At 37.6% G+C, this 16,050-nt stretch carries 16 protein-coding genes and 1 tRNA gene; 12 read left to right on the top strand and 5 right to left on the bottom strand.

Going from position 1 to position 16,050, the window contains the following annotated elements; translation table 11 throughout:
• Nucleotides 1-64 precede the first annotated feature (64 nt).
• The 5 genes from BUW93_RS00600 (at nucleotide 65) to BUW93_RS00580 (ending at nucleotide 6,713) form a co-directional block, all read left to right on the top strand.
• Nucleotides 65-928 carry an MBL fold metallo-hydrolase gene (locus tag BUW93_RS00600; protein ID WP_081208189.1) on the top strand — a complete coding sequence of 288 codons (864 nt, stop codon included), beginning with the start codon at nucleotides 65-67 and terminating at the stop codon, nucleotides 926-928.
• A gap of 9 nt (nucleotides 929-937) precedes the next feature.
• Nucleotides 938-2,614 carry a S8 family peptidase gene (locus BUW93_RS00595; protein WP_081208187.1) on the top strand — a complete coding sequence of 559 codons (1,677 nt, stop codon included), beginning with the start codon at nucleotides 938-940 and terminating at the stop codon, nucleotides 2,612-2,614.
• Nucleotides 2,615-2,622: 8 nt separating this feature from the next.
• Nucleotides 2,623-4,461: a M1 family metallopeptidase gene (locus tag BUW93_RS00590; RefSeq protein ID WP_081208185.1), complete on the top strand. Its 1,839-nt coding sequence runs from the start codon at nucleotides 2,623-2,625 to the stop codon at nucleotides 4,459-4,461.
• Between the two features lie 210 nt (nucleotides 4,462-4,671).
• Complete coding sequence (rnpA, locus tag BUW93_RS00585) at nucleotides 4,672-5,049, top strand: ribonuclease P protein component (RefSeq protein WP_081208183.1); 378 nt, start codon at nucleotides 4,672-4,674, stop codon at nucleotides 5,047-5,049.
• A 35-nt stretch (nucleotides 5,050-5,084) separates the two neighbouring features.
• A complete protein-coding gene (locus BUW93_RS00580; RefSeq protein WP_081208181.1) occupies nucleotides 5,085-6,713 on the top strand; it encodes a S41 family peptidase in 1,629 nt (542 codons plus the stop codon).
• Here BUW93_RS00580 and BUW93_RS00575 read toward each other — a convergent pair whose 3' ends face one another.
• The 3 genes from BUW93_RS00575 to BUW93_RS00565 all read right to left on the bottom strand — a co-directional run bounded on the left by BUW93_RS00575 (nucleotide 6,714) and on the right by BUW93_RS00565 (nucleotide 8,494).
• Entirely contained in the window at nucleotides 6,714-7,154 is a 441-nt protein-coding gene (locus BUW93_RS00575) for a GNAT family N-acetyltransferase (RefSeq protein ID WP_081208179.1), read from the bottom strand.
• 145 nt (nucleotides 7,155-7,299) lie between these two features.
• Nucleotides 7,300-7,734 (bottom strand): ribose 5-phosphate isomerase B, encoded by a 435-nt coding sequence (gene rpiB, locus BUW93_RS00570; protein WP_081208177.1) that lies wholly within the window; start codon nucleotides 7,732-7,734, stop codon nucleotides 7,300-7,302.
• A gap of 517 nt (nucleotides 7,735-8,251) precedes the next feature.
• A complete protein-coding gene (locus BUW93_RS00565; protein WP_081208175.1) occupies nucleotides 8,252-8,494 on the bottom strand; it encodes a putative signal transducing protein in 243 nt (80 codons plus the stop codon).
• A 451-nt stretch (nucleotides 8,495-8,945) separates the two neighbouring features.
• Here BUW93_RS00565 and rnr point away from each other — a divergent pair, with 451 nt between their 5' ends.
• From rnr to BUW93_RS00550, 3 genes are read left to right on the top strand one after another with little or no spacing between them, the layout of a single operon-like run.
• On the top strand, nucleotides 8,946-11,144 hold the full coding sequence (rnr, locus tag BUW93_RS00560; protein WP_081208173.1) for a ribonuclease R: 2,199 nt from the start codon (nucleotides 8,946-8,948) through the stop codon (nucleotides 11,142-11,144).
• Between the two features lie 13 nt (nucleotides 11,145-11,157).
• Entirely contained in the window at nucleotides 11,158-11,835 is a 678-nt protein-coding gene (locus BUW93_RS00555) for a head GIN domain-containing protein (protein WP_081208171.1), read from the top strand.
• Between the two features lie 30 nt (nucleotides 11,836-11,865).
• Nucleotides 11,866-12,564 carry a LysE family translocator gene (locus tag BUW93_RS00550; protein ID WP_081208169.1) on the top strand — a complete coding sequence of 233 codons (699 nt, stop codon included), beginning with the start codon at nucleotides 11,866-11,868 and terminating at the stop codon, nucleotides 12,562-12,564.
• Nucleotides 12,565-12,622: 58 nt separating this feature from the next.
• Here the strand turns inward: BUW93_RS00550 and BUW93_RS00545 are convergent.
• Together BUW93_RS00545 and folB are read right to left on the bottom strand one after the other, a co-directional pair.
• Nucleotides 12,623-12,693: transfer RNA gene (locus BUW93_RS00545), tRNA-Cys, on the bottom strand.
• A 52-nt stretch (nucleotides 12,694-12,745) separates the two neighbouring features.
• Entirely contained in the window at nucleotides 12,746-13,102 is a 357-nt protein-coding gene (gene folB, locus BUW93_RS00540) for a dihydroneopterin aldolase (RefSeq protein ID WP_081208167.1), read from the bottom strand.
• Between the two features lie 114 nt (nucleotides 13,103-13,216).
• Here folB and BUW93_RS00535 point away from each other — a divergent pair, with 114 nt between their 5' ends.
• The 4 genes from BUW93_RS00535 to BUW93_RS00520 all read left to right on the top strand — a co-directional run bounded on the left by BUW93_RS00535 (nucleotide 13,217) and on the right by BUW93_RS00520 (nucleotide 15,991).
• The gene (locus tag BUW93_RS00535) at nucleotides 13,217-14,893 is read left to right on the top strand and encodes a glutamine--tRNA ligase/YqeY domain fusion protein (protein WP_081208165.1); all 1,677 of its coding nucleotides are present in this window, start codon (nucleotides 13,217-13,219) and stop codon (nucleotides 14,891-14,893) included.
• 128 nt (nucleotides 14,894-15,021) lie between these two features.
• On the top strand, nucleotides 15,022-15,396 hold the full coding sequence (locus BUW93_RS00530) for a YtxH domain-containing protein (protein ID WP_081208163.1): 375 nt from the start codon (nucleotides 15,022-15,024) through the stop codon (nucleotides 15,394-15,396).
• A 7-nt stretch (nucleotides 15,397-15,403) separates the two neighbouring features.
• The gene (locus BUW93_RS00525; protein WP_081208161.1) at nucleotides 15,404-15,754 is read left to right on the top strand and encodes a phage holin family protein; all 351 of its coding nucleotides are present in this window, start codon (nucleotides 15,404-15,406) and stop codon (nucleotides 15,752-15,754) included.
• 3 nt (nucleotides 15,755-15,757) lie between these two features.
• The gene (locus tag BUW93_RS00520; protein ID WP_081208159.1) at nucleotides 15,758-15,991 is read left to right on the top strand and encodes a DUF6327 family protein; all 234 of its coding nucleotides are present in this window, start codon (nucleotides 15,758-15,760) and stop codon (nucleotides 15,989-15,991) included.
• Nucleotides 15,992-16,050 lie beyond the last annotated feature (59 nt).

Here is a 16,050-nt window from a genome sequence, read left to right as displayed (position 1 = left end):
CTTCCCCCGAATGTTTAAACATGTATTATGCTTTTAGTAATTTGCAGGGGAAAAATCAACTTGTATGAAATTATATCCTATAGAAGCCGGAAATTTTAAACTGGATGGCGGGGCCATGTTTGGGGTGGTTCCCAAGACCCTTTGGAATCGCACAAATCCTGCCGATGAAAATAATATGATAGATATCGCTGCCCGTTGCCTTTTAATTGAAGATGGTGACAAACTTATACTTATCGATACGGGAATGGGTGATAAGCAAAGCGAAAAGTTTTTTAGCTATTATTATCGCTGGGGAAATCATTCTATTGATAAATCTCTTAAACAACACGGTTTTCACCGGGATGATATTACCGATGTTTTTATGACCCACCTCCATTTTGACCATTGTGGGGGAAGTATACAGTGGAATAAAGACAGGACAGGTTACGAACCGGCATTCAAGAATGCCCGATTCTGGAGTAATAAAGAACATTGGTTGTGGGCCACCCAGCCAAATGCCCGGGAAAAAGCCTCTTTCTTAAAGGAAAATATTATCCCCATGGAACAAAGCGGGCAACTTCATTTCCTGGAAAGAAAAGAAACTGAAACCTTCAAAGAGTCAGACAATTTGCCTTTTGGCGTTTTATTTGTAGACGGTCATACCGATAAGCAAATGATACCTCATATTACTTATAAAGATAAAACCCTGGTTTTTATGGCAGATCTGCTCCCTACCGTGGGGCATATTCCGCTGCCTTATGTAATGGGCTACGATACCAGGCCTTTACTCACCCTACTCGAAAAGAATAAATTCCTGAAGCAGGCTGCCGATGAAAATTTCTATCTTTTCCTGGAACACGATGCCCACAACGAAATCATAAGTCTTAAAAACACCGAGAAAGGTGTAAGACTGGATCAAACTTTTACTTTTAACGAACTTTTTAATTAAGAAAAAACTATGAAAATACCTTTTTTAAAACAGGTACTTGTAATGGCCGGTACTGTAATTATTACAGCTTGCAGCAGTACGGCACCAAAAATAGTCTCTACACCAATTGCCAATATTGATTCTATCCCATTAAAAATTACAGATCTTTCTGAAACCGAATTAAAAGGTTGGGGCGGCGCAGATCTTATGGCCGATACTATCCCGGGGATGAGTGTAAACCGTGCTTACCAGGAAATCATTAAAAATAATAAAGGTAAAAAAGTTATTGTAGCGGTATTAGATAGCGGGGTAGATATAGCCCACGAAGACTTGCGCAGTGTAATTTGGATAAATCGGGATGAAATTCCCAACAATGGAAAAGATGACGATAACAATGGTTATGTAGACGATATTCACGGTTGGAACTTCCTGGGAGATGCTGTTGAAGAAAATATGGAATATACCCGTATTATGAAAAGGCTTCAACCTAAATATGAAGGAAAACCAGCAAGTTCCATTAGCACTGCAGATCGCGCAGAATATATCTACTACCAGGAGGCAAAGGCTGAATACGAAAAGGAGTACAACGAAACTCTTCAGAATAAAAATCAGTATGAAGCGATTAAAAAACAACTGGTTGCCGCCCACGCAGCTGTATCTTCCCAATTAGGAAAAGAAGATTACATCAATGAGGAGTTGAGAGCCTTGGAAACTACCAATCAGCAATTAGCACAGTACAAGGGGATGTTGCTTCAAATACAGGAGAATGTTAATGAAAACATTCCGGAAGCACTGGAAGAACTCGATGAAGCCATTGAGTACTATGCCGGAAGAATCGACACTCACTTTAACCTTGATCTGGATGGAAGAGCACCCGTAGGTGACGATCCCTACGATATTAAGGATACCAATTACGGAAATAATGAAGTTTCTGGTCCCGATCCTAAAAAAGAGGACGCCAAGCACGGGACTCACGTAGCTGGAATTATTGCTGCAAACCGGGAAAATGATCGCGGGATAAAAGGTGTGGCCAATAATGTGGAAATAATGGTAATTAGAGCCGTACCAGATGGTGACGAATATGATAAGGATATTGCCCTTGGGATTCGTTATGCCGTAAATAACGGAGCTAAAATTATCAATACCAGTTTTGGTAAATACTTTTCTCCAAATCCGGAGTGGGTGGAAGAAGCCATAAAATATGCTGCTAAAAACGATGTGCTAATCGTTAATGCTTCCGGAAATGAAGGAATTAATCTTGATGAAAAAAGGGTTTATCCCAACGATCAAACCCCTGAGAATCCAACGGAGATTTCAAATAATGTCTTAAATGTGGGAGCTCTTAATTTCGAATATGGCTCCAGATTGGTTGCCGGTTTTTCAAACTACGGAAAGCTTAATGTCGATGTTTTTGCGCCGGGAACAAAGATATGGTCCACTACCCCAAACAATGAATATGAATATATGCAAGGCACTTCTATGGCGGCTCCAGCAGTTTCAGGAGTAGCGGCAATAATTCGGTCATTTTATCCTAAACTATCTGCCGAACAGGTAAAACAAATTATTATGGATAGCGGGATAAGCACCCGGACTTCCGTTTTAGTAGGAGAAGAAGGTCAAAACACTCGAAAATTCAATGAACTCTCTGTTTCAGGAAAAATGGTAAATCTTTACAACGCCTTAATATTAGCATCACAAACAAAATAATAAAATTTATGAAGAAAATATTTTTAAGTCTTAGTTTGCTGGCAAGCTCTTTCATGCTAGCCCAAAACAATACCGCTTACTGGCAGCAACACGTAGACTACAAGATGGAAGTAGATATGAATGTTGAAAACTTCCAGTATACAGGAACCCAGGAACTCGAGTATACCAACAATTCACCAGATACCTTAGACAGGGTATTTTATCATCTTTTTTTCAATGCTTTCCAACCAGGAAGCGAAATGGATGTGCGTTCCAGAACCATCCAGGATCCGGATAGAAGGGTAGGAGACCGAATTTCGAAATTAACACCTGATCAACAAGGCTTTTTAAAGGTTTCAAGCTTAACCCAGGATGGAGCAAAGCTTAACTACGAAGAGGTAGGAACCGTACTGGAGGTAGAACTCCAGAAACCTATTCTTCCTGGAGAGAAAAGCGTTTTTAAAATGGAATTTAATGGGCAGGTGCCTGAACAGATTAGAAGATCTGGAAGAAACAGTTCAGAGGGAATAGCACTTTCCATGTCTCAATGGTATCCTAAATTAGCCGAATACGATTTTCAGGGCTGGCACGCCGATCCATATATTGGTCGGGAATTTCACGGCGTTTGGGGTGATTTTGACGTAAAATTAAGCATAGATAAAAACTACACTGTAGCTGCCACCGGATATCTTCAGAATGCCGATGAAATTGGTCACGGGTACACTGAAGAAGCAATTGAAGCCGAAGGCGATAAACATACCTGGCATTTTGTAGCTCCAAAAGTTCACGATTTTACCTGGGCTGCAGATCCTGAATATATTCACGATACAAGAATTGCCGAAGATGGTACCAAACTTCACTTTTTCTATAAGGATAACGAAGAGATCAAAGAAAACTGGAAAAACCTTCAGTCTAAAACAGAAGAATTATTACTGTTTTTTAACGAAAAGATTGGACCTTACCCATGGGATCAATACACTGTTGCCCAGGGGGGAGATGGAGGGATGGAATATGCCATGCTTACCTTAATTACCGGGGAAAGAAGCTTTCAAAGCCTTGTAGGGGTTACAACGCATGAGATGGCTCATGCCTGGTTTCAGCATTTAATGGCGACTAACGAAAGCAAACATGAATGGATGGATGAAGGTTTTACCTCATACATTTCCAGCGAAGCGATGAATCGTGTTATGCAAACCGATGCAGAGAATCCCCATACCGGGTCGTACCGTGGATATCTTCAGCTTGCAAATTCAGGGGTAGAACAGCCTCAAACCACCCATGCAGACCGTTACTCCCTCAATGCAGCCTACGGTGCTTCAGCCTATTCTAAAGGTGCTGTCTTTCTTGCCCAACTTGGCTATGTGATTGGAAGGGAAAATTTGGATAAAACGCTTAGAAGGTACTATGAAGATTGGAAATTTAAACATCCAACGCCAAACGATTTTATCCGTGTTGCTGAAAAGGTTTCCGGGGCCGAACTTGACTGGTATTTAATGGACTGGACCCAAACCACGAATCAAATAGATTATGCTATTAAAAATGTTGAAGAAACAGAGGGAAATTCAACAAAGATCACCTTAGAGCGACTTGGAGAAATGCCTATGCCAGTGGAGCTAAGCATAAGATTTGCCAATGGCGATCACCAGATACATTACATCCCGCTGCAACTAATGCGATGGGAAAAGGATGCTGAAACAAATAACTGGATTCAGGAAAAAGACTGGGCATGGGCATATCCTACCTATGAACTTAGTATAGATAGCCCTTTTAGTGAGATTGAAAGTATAGAAATTGATGATACTCATCTCATGGCCGATGTTAATAGAAACAATAATCTTTATCCTCAAGAAACTTCTGAAAAAGAATAGATTCCTTTTAAAATTTAACCCGAAAGCCCTTCCGTTTGGAAGGGCTTTCTTTTTATATGAAACCAGCATGCTGCTGGACCCAAAATAACAACACATAGGAGGAGAATTATAAGCCTGTGCCTATTTCCAAATCCTGGTTAAAATATAAACAGATGAAAATAATTTTTAGTTCATGTAAGCAGGATTAAAACCTATCCTTACTTTTGGGCTATGGACGAGCGTTTTGGAAAACAGGATAAATTAAAAAGCGAGAAGCTGATAGAAAAGCTTTTTATTGAAGGAAAATCGGTTAAGAAATTTCCTTTAAAACTGGTATATCTTCCAATAAACGTCTCAGAAGGACCACTATTAAAAACAGGAATTTCTGTACCTAAAAAACTGGTTAAAACCGCAGTTAGGCGAAACAGGATTAAAAGGCTGATGCGTGAAGCTTTCAGAAAAAATAAGTATCTTGTAACCAACAACATACCGGGTTCTTATGCCTTTATGATTATCTATATTTCCAGGGATAAGGCAGATTATGATAGTTTGAACAGGACGATGATAAAACTTCTTCAAAACTTTATTGACAGGGAAAAACAGGAATAAAAGGAAACTCCCCGGCTCGCTTAAATTATATTAAAATGAAAAAGAATCTTATAAAAAAAGCAGGAATCCTGGTTTTAGGAGCCGGCCTTATTTTCAGCACGCTTGGGTTTAAATCAGATTTTTTTGAAATAGCCAAGCAAATAGAAATCTTCACCACGCTTTTCAAGGAGATCAATATGAATTATGTAGATGAGACGAATCCTGCAGAACTTATGGATACCGCGATTAAAGCTATGTTGACAGATCTTGATCCATATACCAACTATTGGAACGAGCAGGATGTTGAGGCCGCTAAGATTAATAATTCGGGAGAATATACCGGGATTGGAGCTTTGGTGAAAGCCACTCCCGAATTTATCAAGGTAATAGAACCCTATAAGGATTACCCTGCCGATAAAGCAGGTTTAAAGGCCGGAGATGAAATTATTCAGATTGGGGATATCAAGGTTTCAGATTTTAAAGAAGACGCCAGAGAACTTTTAAATGGCGCTGCAAATTCCAGTCTAAAAATAACCTATAACCGGAGGGGAGAAACAAAAACCACAAGTTTGGTAAGAGGTGCTGTAGATCTTAAAGCGGTTCCCTTCTATAAACTCCTGGAAGATAATACCGGATATATTGTTTTATCGCGCTTCAATGCAAGAGCCTCGGCCGAAACTGCAAGGGCCTTAAAAGATTTAAAGAACCAGGGTGCAGAAAAGATGATCCTGGATCTAAGAGGAAATCCTGGCGGACTTTTAAGCGAAGCGATTAACGTTAGTAACATTTTTTTACAGAAAGGGGAGTTGATTACCACAACAAAATCTGTAATTGAAAAATACAACAAGCAATATTTTACCCAAAAGGAACCTCTGGATACTCAAATTCCTTTAGTAGTTATAGTAAATGGTAGAAGTGCCTCAGCAAGTGAAATTGTAGCGGGTGCGATCCAGGATCTCGACAGGGGGGTAGTTGTGGGCGCCAGGAGCTTTGGAAAAGGTCTGGTGCAACGTCCAAAAGAATTAGCTTACGGCACCCAACTTAAAATAACAATCTCCAGGTATTATACGCCCAGCGGAAGATGTATTCAGGCTTTAGATTATAGGAGTAGGGATGACCAGGGGGAAGCTGTAAAATTTCAGGATTATAATGAGTTTAAAACCCGAAACGGAAGAAAAGTTTTTGACGGAGGAGGAATTCTTCCTGATGTGAAATTGGAAACATCAGAGTATAGTGCTATTACCAATGCCTTATTGATGAAGGATGCAATTTTTGATTTTGCGACCGAATATTATTACAAGCACAAGCTTGAAAATCCTGAAGATTTTAGGTTTACTGATAATGATTTTAAAAACTTTAGTAATTATCTAGAAAAAATAGATTTCAACTATCAAACCAAAACAGAAAAAGAACTGGAACAGGTCTTAATTGCTGCAAAGGAAGAAGGTTATGAAAAGCAAATAATAAGTAATTATAAAGATATCACCCAGGAACTTAACCAATTGAAAAACCAGGAATTACAGGATAAAAAACCGGAAATAGTTAGTTTGCTCACCGATGAAATTATAAAGCGGTATTTCTATAAAGAAGGGCTATATGAACATTATGTTGAACATAATCCCGAAATAATGGAATCTTTGGCAATTCTTAATAATTCTGAGCGGTATTCAGGAATTTTAAAATAATTAATTTTTTACCATCGCGATATGGGGAATTCCATCTTCCAGGTATCCTTCCCCAATGCTTTTAAAACCGTGTGACTCATAGAAATCTATAAGATATCGTTGGGCCGAAAGTTTTATTTTGTTGGTTTTAAAACGCTCTTGAATTGCTTTAATAGAAGCCTCTATAATTTCATGACCGTAACCAAATTTTCTGTAATTTTCTTTAACAATCACCCGGCCTATTGCGGCTTCTTCGAAATAAATTCCTTTATCAAAACACCGGGTATAGGCAACAAGAACATCGTCTTTATATCCCAATATATGTAATGCTCTTTGATCTTTTCCGTCAATATCCTGGTAAACGCAGTCCTGTTCTACCACAAAGACTTCAGAGCGCAGCTGCAGGACCTGGTATAGTTCATTTAAACTGAATTCTTCAAAGGTTTTGATTAGAATTTCCAAGATTAAGTCAAATATTTATTGGGGTTAATAAAAACAGAAGGCATGAAAATAGATGCCGGCTTATATTGAAGTTTCTTACAGCAGGATTTTAAACCACATTGCCGAGGAAAATTTTTAGCTTAAAGTAAACGGGTATAAAAACTTATTACTTCTGAACGGGAATTTTATCAATTCTTTTTTGATGACGTCCTCCCTCAAAATCAGTTTCAAGGAATATCTTTACCATATCCAAAGCCTGATTTTCTGAAACAAATCGGGCAGGAATACTTAAGATATTGGCATTGTTATGTTCGCGTGCAAGTTTTGCTATTTCTCCCGTCCAACATAGAGCAGATCTTATTCCCTGATGTTTATTAGCGGTCATATTAGCACCGTTACCGCTACCACAAATAATAATTCCCCAGTCTACCTTATTGTTTTCAACATCGTCGGCAACGGGATGTATAAAATCGGGATAATCTACGCTATCATCAGAATCGGTACCGTAGTTAATAACTTCAATTCCCTTTTGTTTAAGAAGGCTTACTACCTTTTTCTTATACTGAGTTCCAGCGTGATCGTTTCCAATTGCAATTTTCATAGTTATGTGTTTAGAGAAAACAAAGATAAAAAAAGCGCTTATTAACCCCTCTAAAATGGATTGTTAATTACTTTTTAAAATGTCTTTATTTTCAAGCCTTTAATATTTACAAGTTGATGTGGATAACCTATGATGAGAATCTGAGAACCTTATTTGGAGATTATAATTATTATTTCAATAGGAATTTTAAGATGGATAATTCAAATTATAAGCCGGTTATTTTTTCTCAAGTTATGAGCATTCAAAAACAGGTTGTGAACAAAGTTGAATACTCTAAATATCATCATTTTTAATTAAGATTTTCTTTTTAACATTTGTTAACTAAATCATAAAATCATAAGATTTACAGATACTTATATATTTTTAAACCTGTTAACAAGATGTTATCAAATAGCCTTAACTGAAAAATCAAATTTTAAGAAGAAAAATTGTTCTACAAGTTAACACACTATAATAACATTCATTTTTAATTTTTAGAAAAGAAAAAAGAAATAATAATAATTTGAATAGTTAATAACTAAACTACTTTTAAATGAGGATTGGTATTTTGAAAGTCTTCAATGATCTTTTTTGCCTGGTTAAAATCTTCGGAGTGAACTAAAAGATGTATGCCTCCCAAAGCATTCGAATAAAAAGGTAAAAGACCTGCAAGTGTTTCGTTTTTTTTAAAATAACGAATGCCTTCTTCTTCCAGAAGCCCTTGTATTACGAGGTATTCGTATTGATAAGTGAAAGTAGCTAAATGCAAATAAGCTTTCATAACCTTACCCGATTATTATTAAATTAAAAATGTTATTCCTGAAAGGTAAGACTGGTGAAGGTCTCTTCGTGAGAAATAGTAAAATTATAAATTTCGATCTCTGTTTTTTTATTCAGAGAATGATTAATAATGCTTACATAGAACAACACCCCGATAATAAATATCAGAAAAAACAATAGAGATATTTTCGTTGGATTGTTCATTTAGAAACATTCTATAAAATCAAATTTAGGTCTTTAAAGCTCTGTGGAGGTTAAATCAAATTTAAGGAACTTTTAAGATATTTATAACAAAATACTTTGTAAATCCAAAAAATAAGGGTTTTCCCTAGTCTTGATTATCAGTTAAATATATCTAAAATTACTGGCTGGAATTTGCGTTAACAAAACTTTACATTCAAAATATATGCATGTGAGTTATAAGCTGTAATTTTATATTTTTAATAAGACACATGAGTAAAAAGAAGAAAAATACGTCTAAAGTGCCGGGAAATCTGGCCAAGAGCATAATTGATATATTACGAAAAAATGGGGGCCAAGCCTTTAATTATAAACAAATTGCATCCAAACTAGAGGTTAATGATGCTAATAGCCGGAATCAAATCATAAAAAAACTTTCTCAATTAGCGGCTAAAAAACAAATTGAAGAGGTAGAACGCGGTAAATTTAAGATTAACGATCATCGTGATTATTACCGTGGAATCATCGATATGACAACTAAAGGCTACGCCTATGTTATTGTAGAAGAACTGGATGAGGACGTTTTTATTTCACCAAACCATTTAAATACCGCCTTTAACGGAGACGAAGTTGAAATTTATATTTATAACCGCAGAAGAAATAAAAAATCTGAGGGCGAAGTAACTAAAATTATTAACCGTAAACGCACCGAGTTTGTTGGGGTGCTTCAGCTTAAAAAAGACTTTGGCTTTGTGGTAATAGACGATCCAAAGATGTATACCGATGTTTTTGTTCAGAAGAATAAAATCGGAGATGCTCAAAATGGGGATAAAGTTGTAGTTGAAATTGAAGAATGGCCTGAAAAAGCCGATTCTCCCTTTGGAAAAATTAAAAAAGTCCTCGGAACCCCGGGGGAACACCATACCGAAATTCACTCTATTTTAGCCCAATATGGTTTACCACACGATTTTCCGCCGGAAGTAGAGGAATTCGCCGATAAGATCGACACTTTTATTAAAGAGGAAGAGATCAAAAACCGCCGGGATATGCGGGATGTCTTAACCTTTACGATAGATCCTGAAGATGCCAAGGATTTTGATGATGCCCTGAGTTTCCAAAAACTTGAAAATGGGAATTATGAAATTGGGATTCACATTGCCGATGTAGCCCATTACGTACAACCCGGAACTATTTTAGATGAAGAGGCTTATGAAAGAGCAACATCGGTTTATCTGGTTGATCGCGTTGTTCCCATGTTGCCGGAGGTACTTTCTAATAATGCCTGTTCCCTGAGACCTAACGAAGAAAAATATACTTTTTCAGCGGTATTTGAAATCGATAAAAATTCAAAAATCAAAAAGGAATGGTTCGGGAGAACCGTAACTTATTCTGATGCCCGTTTTGCCTATGAAGAAGCACAACATATTATAGAAACCGGTTCGGGCGATATTCCTCAAGAGATTTCTATTCAAGATAAAGCCTATTCGGTTAAAGAAGAAATCGTTGAAGCAGTTAAGGCTTTGAATAGTCTTGCCAAAAAAATGCGTTCAGAACGTATGCGGGAAGGGGCCATTTCTTTTGATAAAGTGGAAGTGAAATTTGAATTGGATAAAGAGAATGAACCGGTAGGAGTTTTCTTTAAAACTTCAAAAGATGCCAATAAGCTCATCGAGGAGTTTATGTTACTGGCTAACAGAAAGGTTGCCGAATTTATTGGAAAACAGAAGGAAAAGAAAACATTTGTTTATCGTTGTCACGACGAACCAGATGATTCTAAACTTGCATCCTTAAGCAATTTGGTGGCTAAATTCGGTCATAAACTAAATCTTAAGGATAAAAAATCTGTTAGTTCTTCCCTTAATAATTTATTGGAAAGTGTACAGGGAACCAAAGAACAAAACCTGGTAGATACCCTTACTATTCGTACTATGAGCAAGGCCTATTACGGCACCGAAAATATTGGGCATTACGGGCTCGCATTTTCACACTACACTCATTTTACCTCACCTATTCGTAGGTATCCCGATGTAATGGTACACCGCTTATTGCAGAGATATCTTGACCAGCAACCCTCTGCAAAAGAGGATGAATACGACGAAAAATGTCATCATAGCAGCGAGATGGAAAATCTGGCAACCAATGCCGAACGTGATTCTATTAAATACATGCAGGTTAAATTTATGCAGGATCACCAGGATGAAGAATTTCTGGGAGTTATTTCGGGAGTGACAGATTGGGGTATTTTTGTGGAAATCATTCAGAATAAATGTGAAGGAATGATAAGACTTCGCGACCTGAGAGACGATCACTATGAATTTGATGAGGAAAATTATGCAGTTGTAGGCCGAAAAACCAAAAAAACCTATCAGTTAGGGGATGAGGTTTATGTAGGCGTTAAAAATGCCGATTTAGTAAAAAGACACCTCGATTTTAAACTAATAGGAGCTAAAGAAGAGGTAGAAGAAGCTTAATTTAAATTTTTTAATGATGAGGAATTTAATAGTGGTTTTCACGATTCTCTTTTCCGGTTCTTTGTTGGGCCAGGAAGGAATTAGCCATCAACTTGAAAGTTTTTCAGAAGTAAAAGTCTACAATGGCCTGAAGCTTAACTTGCATTATGCCGATGAGAATAAGGCTGTAGTAACCGGCCAAAGTCGCGAAGACGTTCAATTTGAGGTTGAAAATGGGATCTTAAAAGTAAAGATGAATCTGGATAACATCTGGAAAGAGGATAATACCAAAGTTGATCTATATTTTACATTTCTTAAAAATATAGATGCCAAGCAAAATTCATCAGTAGAATTTTCAGGGCCTTATAAAACTGAAGAACTAAACCTGGAAGCCTCGGAAGGAGCTGAGATTTATGCTAATTTTGAGGTAAAAAAACTTAATGTAAAAAGTCTTACAGGTGGAGAAATTGAAGTGAAAGGCAAGGCCCTTGCCCAGGATATTAAGATAAGGGCTGGAGGCCAGTATTATGCGCGCTATCTCGAATCCCAGAATATTTACATAAGTATTAGTGCCGGCGGCGTTGCCGATATAAATGCTTCAGGACAGGTAGATGCAAAGGTTAGAGCTGGAGGCACTGTGAATGTTTATGGAGATCCTGAAGTAATAGATAAAGACACCCTTTTTGGAGGCAAAGTGAATAGAAAAAACTAAAATCCTACATTTGTACTATATTACGGGTGTATGTATCAAGACGTTTTAGCAGCAATTCCACTGGGTTTTTTTCTGGCTTTTCTTCTGGGACCAGTATTTTTTGTATTACTGGAAACCGCTGCTATAAAAGGTTTTAGGGCAGCTTTTTCCTTTGACCTTGGCGTGATAATCGCCGATGTTGTTTTTCTTTTCATCGCCTATTTGAGTACCACAAAACTGCTTGCCAGTATCAAGGATGACCCTGCATTATTTATTTTTGGTGGCGTTATTCTGGCGACCTATGGGGTAATGAGCTTTGTACAAACCAGGAAAGTCTTGCAGCAGGAAGATGAAACCCCGGAGATACGAAAGCTTAAAAAAAGTGACTATATGGGCCTGGCCGTAAAAGGTTTCCTGCTTAATTTTATAAATATTGGGGTTTTAGGATTCTGGCTGGGGCTAATTATTGTATTCGGTCCCAAACTTGAGATGGAGGGGGATCGTATTATGGTTTTCTTCGGAAGTGTGCTGGCTACCTATCTTATCCTGGATATTTTTAAGATCTTACTGGCTAAAAAGCTAAATAGGAAACTTACTCCTAATCGCATATATGTTATGAAAAAAGGAATAAGTGTGCTGCTTATTATTTTTGGGGGAATACTAATTAGCCAGGGGCTTTTTCCCAGTCAGGTGAATAATATTACCGACCAGATAGAAACTATTAGCCCGGCGGATAGTCTTTCAGAATAAATTATTTAAAACTTCAATTTCAGAAATAAAAAAAGCCCCTTAAAAAAGGAGCTTTTTGAGGCATCGAGCGGATTCGAACCGCTGTACAAGGTTTTGCAGACCTCTGCCTAGCCACTCGGCCACGATGCCGTTTTATTCGGTTGGCAAATGTAATAAAATTTTTAGGTTATAAAACCAATAATTAACGTGATTTGCTTCTGCTAACGGTAACCATGGCTACATTTCCGCCAATTGGTGGATTTATTTTAGAAACATCCACCTTAACTTCCTGAACCATTATAATTTCGTCAAGAATTCGGTTTATAATTTTTTCCGCTACTGTTTCCAGAAGTTTTGCCCGTTTGGCCATCTCTTCCTTTACAATTCGGTTTAAATGTACATAATCTATGGTATCGCTCAAAGAATCTGTTTTAGCCGAATTAGACAGATCTCCTTTCACGCTAAGATCTACCCGGTAGTCGCTGCCAATTTTACCCTCTTCATCCAGACATCCGTGATAGGCAAAAATCCTTATATTTTTCAGTTTAATCTTTCCCACTTGAAATTTTTAACAAAGATAAGAAGTCCTGAAGAAGTGGAAAGAATCAAAATAAACATTGCAGCTTATATTCAGCTTAATTTTAAGTAATTTTGAGCCTTTAAAGAGTTCGATATGTCAGAAACAAAAAAATCACTCAATTTCATTGAGCAAATTATAGAAGAAGATCTTAGATCTACACATTCAAGAGAAGATTTAAAATTCAGGTTTCCTCCCGAGCCTAATGGTTATTTACATATAGGTCACGCCTCTTCAATTTGTTTAAACTTCGGATTGGGGGAGAAGTACAATGCTCCTGTAAACCTTAGGTTTGATGACACCAATCCCATTAAAGAAGAACAGGAATATGTAGATGCCATAAAGGAAGATGTTCTTTGGTTAGGTTTTAAATGGGCCGAAGAATGTTATGCTTCAGATTATTTTCAGCAGTTGTATGACTGGGCGGTAGACTTAATCAAGAATGGATATGCCTATGTTGATAGCCAGACTTCGGAAGAAATAGCTTCCCAAAAAGGAACGCCTACCGAGCCTGGTAAAAACAGTCCTTACAGAGATCGTTCCGTAGAAGAAAACCTGCAGTTGTTCGAGCAAATGAAAAATGGCGAAACCCCTGAAAAGGGCCATGTTTTAAGGGCTAAAATAGATATGGCTTCTCCTAATATGATTATGAGAGATCCGGTAATGTACAGGTGTTTGCATAAAAGTCACCATCGTACCGGGAATGACTGGATGATTTACCCTCTGTATGACTGGGCCCACGGGGAAAGTGATTTTATTGAACGGGTTTCCCATTCATTCTGTACCTTAGAATTTTTACCTCATCGCGAACTTTATAACTGGTTCGTTGAAAAAGTAAGCAAGCCCGGAGAAATGCAGCCCAAACAGCGGGAATTTGCCCGTCGTAATTTAAGTCATACCGTAGTTAGTAAAAGAAAATTAATGCAACTGGTGGATAAGGGAATTGTGAATTCCTGGGACGATCCAAGAATGCCTACGATTTCTGGATTGAGACGCCGGGGCTATACTCCAAACTCCATTAGGAGGTTTGCCGATTCCATAGGGGTTGGAAAGCGTGAGAATATGATAGATGTAGCCCATTTGGAATTTCACGCCAGGGAAGATCTTAATAAAACCGCTCCAAGAGTTATGGGCGTACTCGACCCGGTAAAGCTTGTGATCACCAATTATCCTGAAGGAAAAGAAGAATGGCTAAGCGCCGAAAACAATCCTGAAGATGAAAACGCCGGAACGAGAGAAGTGCCGTTTTCCCGGGAAATCTTTATTGAAAGAGAAGATTTTAAAGAAAGTGCCAACCGCAAGTTTTTCAGGCTAACACTTGGAAAAGAGGTGAGGCTTAAAAATGCTTATATCATCAAAGGGGAAGAAGTTATAAAAGATGATGAAGGGAATATTACCGAAATTCACTGCACCTATGATCCCAAAAGTAAAAGTGGTAGCGGCACCGAAGAATCGCTTAGAAAAGTAAAAGGTACCTTGCACTGGGTTTCTGTAAAACACGCCCTGGAGGCCGAAGTAAGGCTTTATGACAGGTTGTTTTCAGTAGAAGTTCCGGATGCTGATAAGGAAAAGGACTTTACCGAATTTATTAATCCGGATTCCCTGAAGATTATTACAGGCTATCTGGAACCAAGTTTAAAAAATGCCGGAGTTCAGGATAAGTTTCAGTTTCAGCGTATTGGATATTTTTGTGTAGATAAAGAGTCTACAGAAGAGAAACCTGTGTTTAATCGTACCGTAAGTCTTCGTGATTCCTGGGCTAAGAAGAAATAAGCCAGGAGGTTGTCTTTAAGAATATTTTAGTAAAGAAAATTAACATATTAACCGGTTATTAACAGCAGCGCTACAAGTCATCTTGTATCTTTGAGAAGAAGTATAATTAATTTAAACTAAAAATTATTATGGCAAATACAGGAAATACACTTTTAGCACTTGTTACTGGAGCTGCTATTGGTGCAGGTATCGGTTTATTGTATGCTCCCGATAGTGGGGAGAAAACCCGAAAAAAACTTAAAAGTGAGTCTGAAAAAGCTCAGGAACGTTTTAATAAAAAATACAATGAAACTTCTTCCAATTTAAGTGAAAAAGCTAAAAAGGCTCGATTAGATTTTGAAGAACGTCTGGGTGAAACCCTTTCTTCTGCAAGCCATAAAGCCGATGATATACTTTCTGCTATGGAATCAAAACTTGAGGAATTGAGAAAGCAAAATTCTAAACTTCAGAAGGATGCCAAGAGCCAGGAAGGTGAATCTAAAACAAAAAAAGCTGTAGTATAAGATATTTATGGCATTCGAAAAATTATCCAACAGTCTTAATGAATTAAACCAGAATCTTCAGGCATTTGCTCATACAAATGCCGAATATTATAAGCTTAAATTCTTTAAGCAGGCGATGAGTGGAGCCACCTCTTTGGTGCGCTTCCTTATTTTGGGTGCTATAACGGTCATTGCCTTTTTCCTGCTTTCGTTTGCTGTGGCTATTGCTATTAGTGAAGCCATAGGCCAACCAAGCGCAGGATATTTTATTATGGCAGGATTCTATATTATTTTATTTATTCTGATCTTGGTCTTTGGAAAGAAACCTATAGAAAAATTTATGTTACAGAAATTCTCCAAAATTTTCTTTAACGATTAACTTATGAGAGAATACAGTTCTTTTGAAGATATTGATAGAGATTTGAAGATATTAAAACTTCAAACCGAAATAGATAAGGAGGAGATTAAACTTAGCATAGAACAAGCTAAAAAAGGTATTTCCCCACTGTCGATTGCGGGAAGTATTGTAGGTTCAATTCTGGAAAAAGCCCTTGTCTTGAAAGCCGTAACTAAACTAACCGGCCTTAAAAGAGTAACCGCCACGGTAAAAGATTAAAATTTGGCTTAGCAGCTGTGTGAATAAGATGAAATTAGATGCGTTTTCGCTCATTTCTC

The sequence above is a fragment of the Salegentibacter sediminis genome, from assembly GCF_002078605.1.
Classification (GTDB): domain Bacteria; phylum Bacteroidota; class Bacteroidia; order Flavobacteriales; family Flavobacteriaceae; genus Salegentibacter; species Salegentibacter sediminis.
This window is presented reverse-complemented; position numbering and strand designations above follow the sequence as displayed.

Excerpts from the sequence above, each read along its gene's own strand:
- BUW93_RS00595 (WP_081208187.1), top strand. The coding sequence starts at position 938 with ATGAAAATACCTTTTTTAAAACAGGTACTTGTAATGGCCGGTACTGTA.
- BUW93_RS00590 (WP_081208185.1), top strand. The coding sequence starts at position 2,623 with ATGAAGAAAATATTTTTAAGTCTTAGTTTGCTGGCAAGCTCTTTCATG.
- BUW93_RS00535 (WP_081208165.1), top strand. The coding sequence starts at position 13,217 with ATGTCAGAAACAAAAAAATCACTCAATTTCATTGAGCAAATTATAGAA.
- rnr (WP_081208173.1), top strand. The coding sequence starts at position 8,946 with ATGAGTAAAAAGAAGAAAAATACGTCTAAAGTGCCGGGAAATCTGGCC.
- BUW93_RS00600 (WP_081208189.1), top strand. The coding sequence starts at position 65 with ATGAAATTATATCCTATAGAAGCCGGAAATTTTAAACTGGATGGCGGG.
- BUW93_RS00565 (WP_081208175.1), bottom strand. The coding sequence starts at position 8,494 with ATGAAAGCTTATTTGCATTTAGCTACTTTCACTTATCAATACGAATAC.
- BUW93_RS00525 (WP_081208161.1), top strand. The coding sequence starts at position 15,404 with ATGGCATTCGAAAAATTATCCAACAGTCTTAATGAATTAAACCAGAAT.
- BUW93_RS00580 (WP_081208181.1), top strand. The coding sequence starts at position 5,085 with ATGAAAAAGAATCTTATAAAAAAAGCAGGAATCCTGGTTTTAGGAGCC.
- BUW93_RS00530 (WP_081208163.1), top strand. The coding sequence starts at position 15,022 with ATGGCAAATACAGGAAATACACTTTTAGCACTTGTTACTGGAGCTGCT.
- BUW93_RS00520 (WP_081208159.1), top strand. The coding sequence starts at position 15,758 with ATGAGAGAATACAGTTCTTTTGAAGATATTGATAGAGATTTGAAGATA.
- rnpA (WP_081208183.1), top strand. The coding sequence starts at position 4,672 with ATGGACGAGCGTTTTGGAAAACAGGATAAATTAAAAAGCGAGAAGCTG.
- BUW93_RS00555 (WP_081208171.1), top strand. The coding sequence starts at position 11,158 with ATGATGAGGAATTTAATAGTGGTTTTCACGATTCTCTTTTCCGGTTCT.
- rpiB (WP_081208177.1), bottom strand. The coding sequence starts at position 7,734 with ATGAAAATTGCAATTGGAAACGATCACGCTGGAACTCAGTATAAGAAA.
- BUW93_RS00550 (WP_081208169.1), top strand. The coding sequence starts at position 11,866 with ATGTATCAAGACGTTTTAGCAGCAATTCCACTGGGTTTTTTTCTGGCT.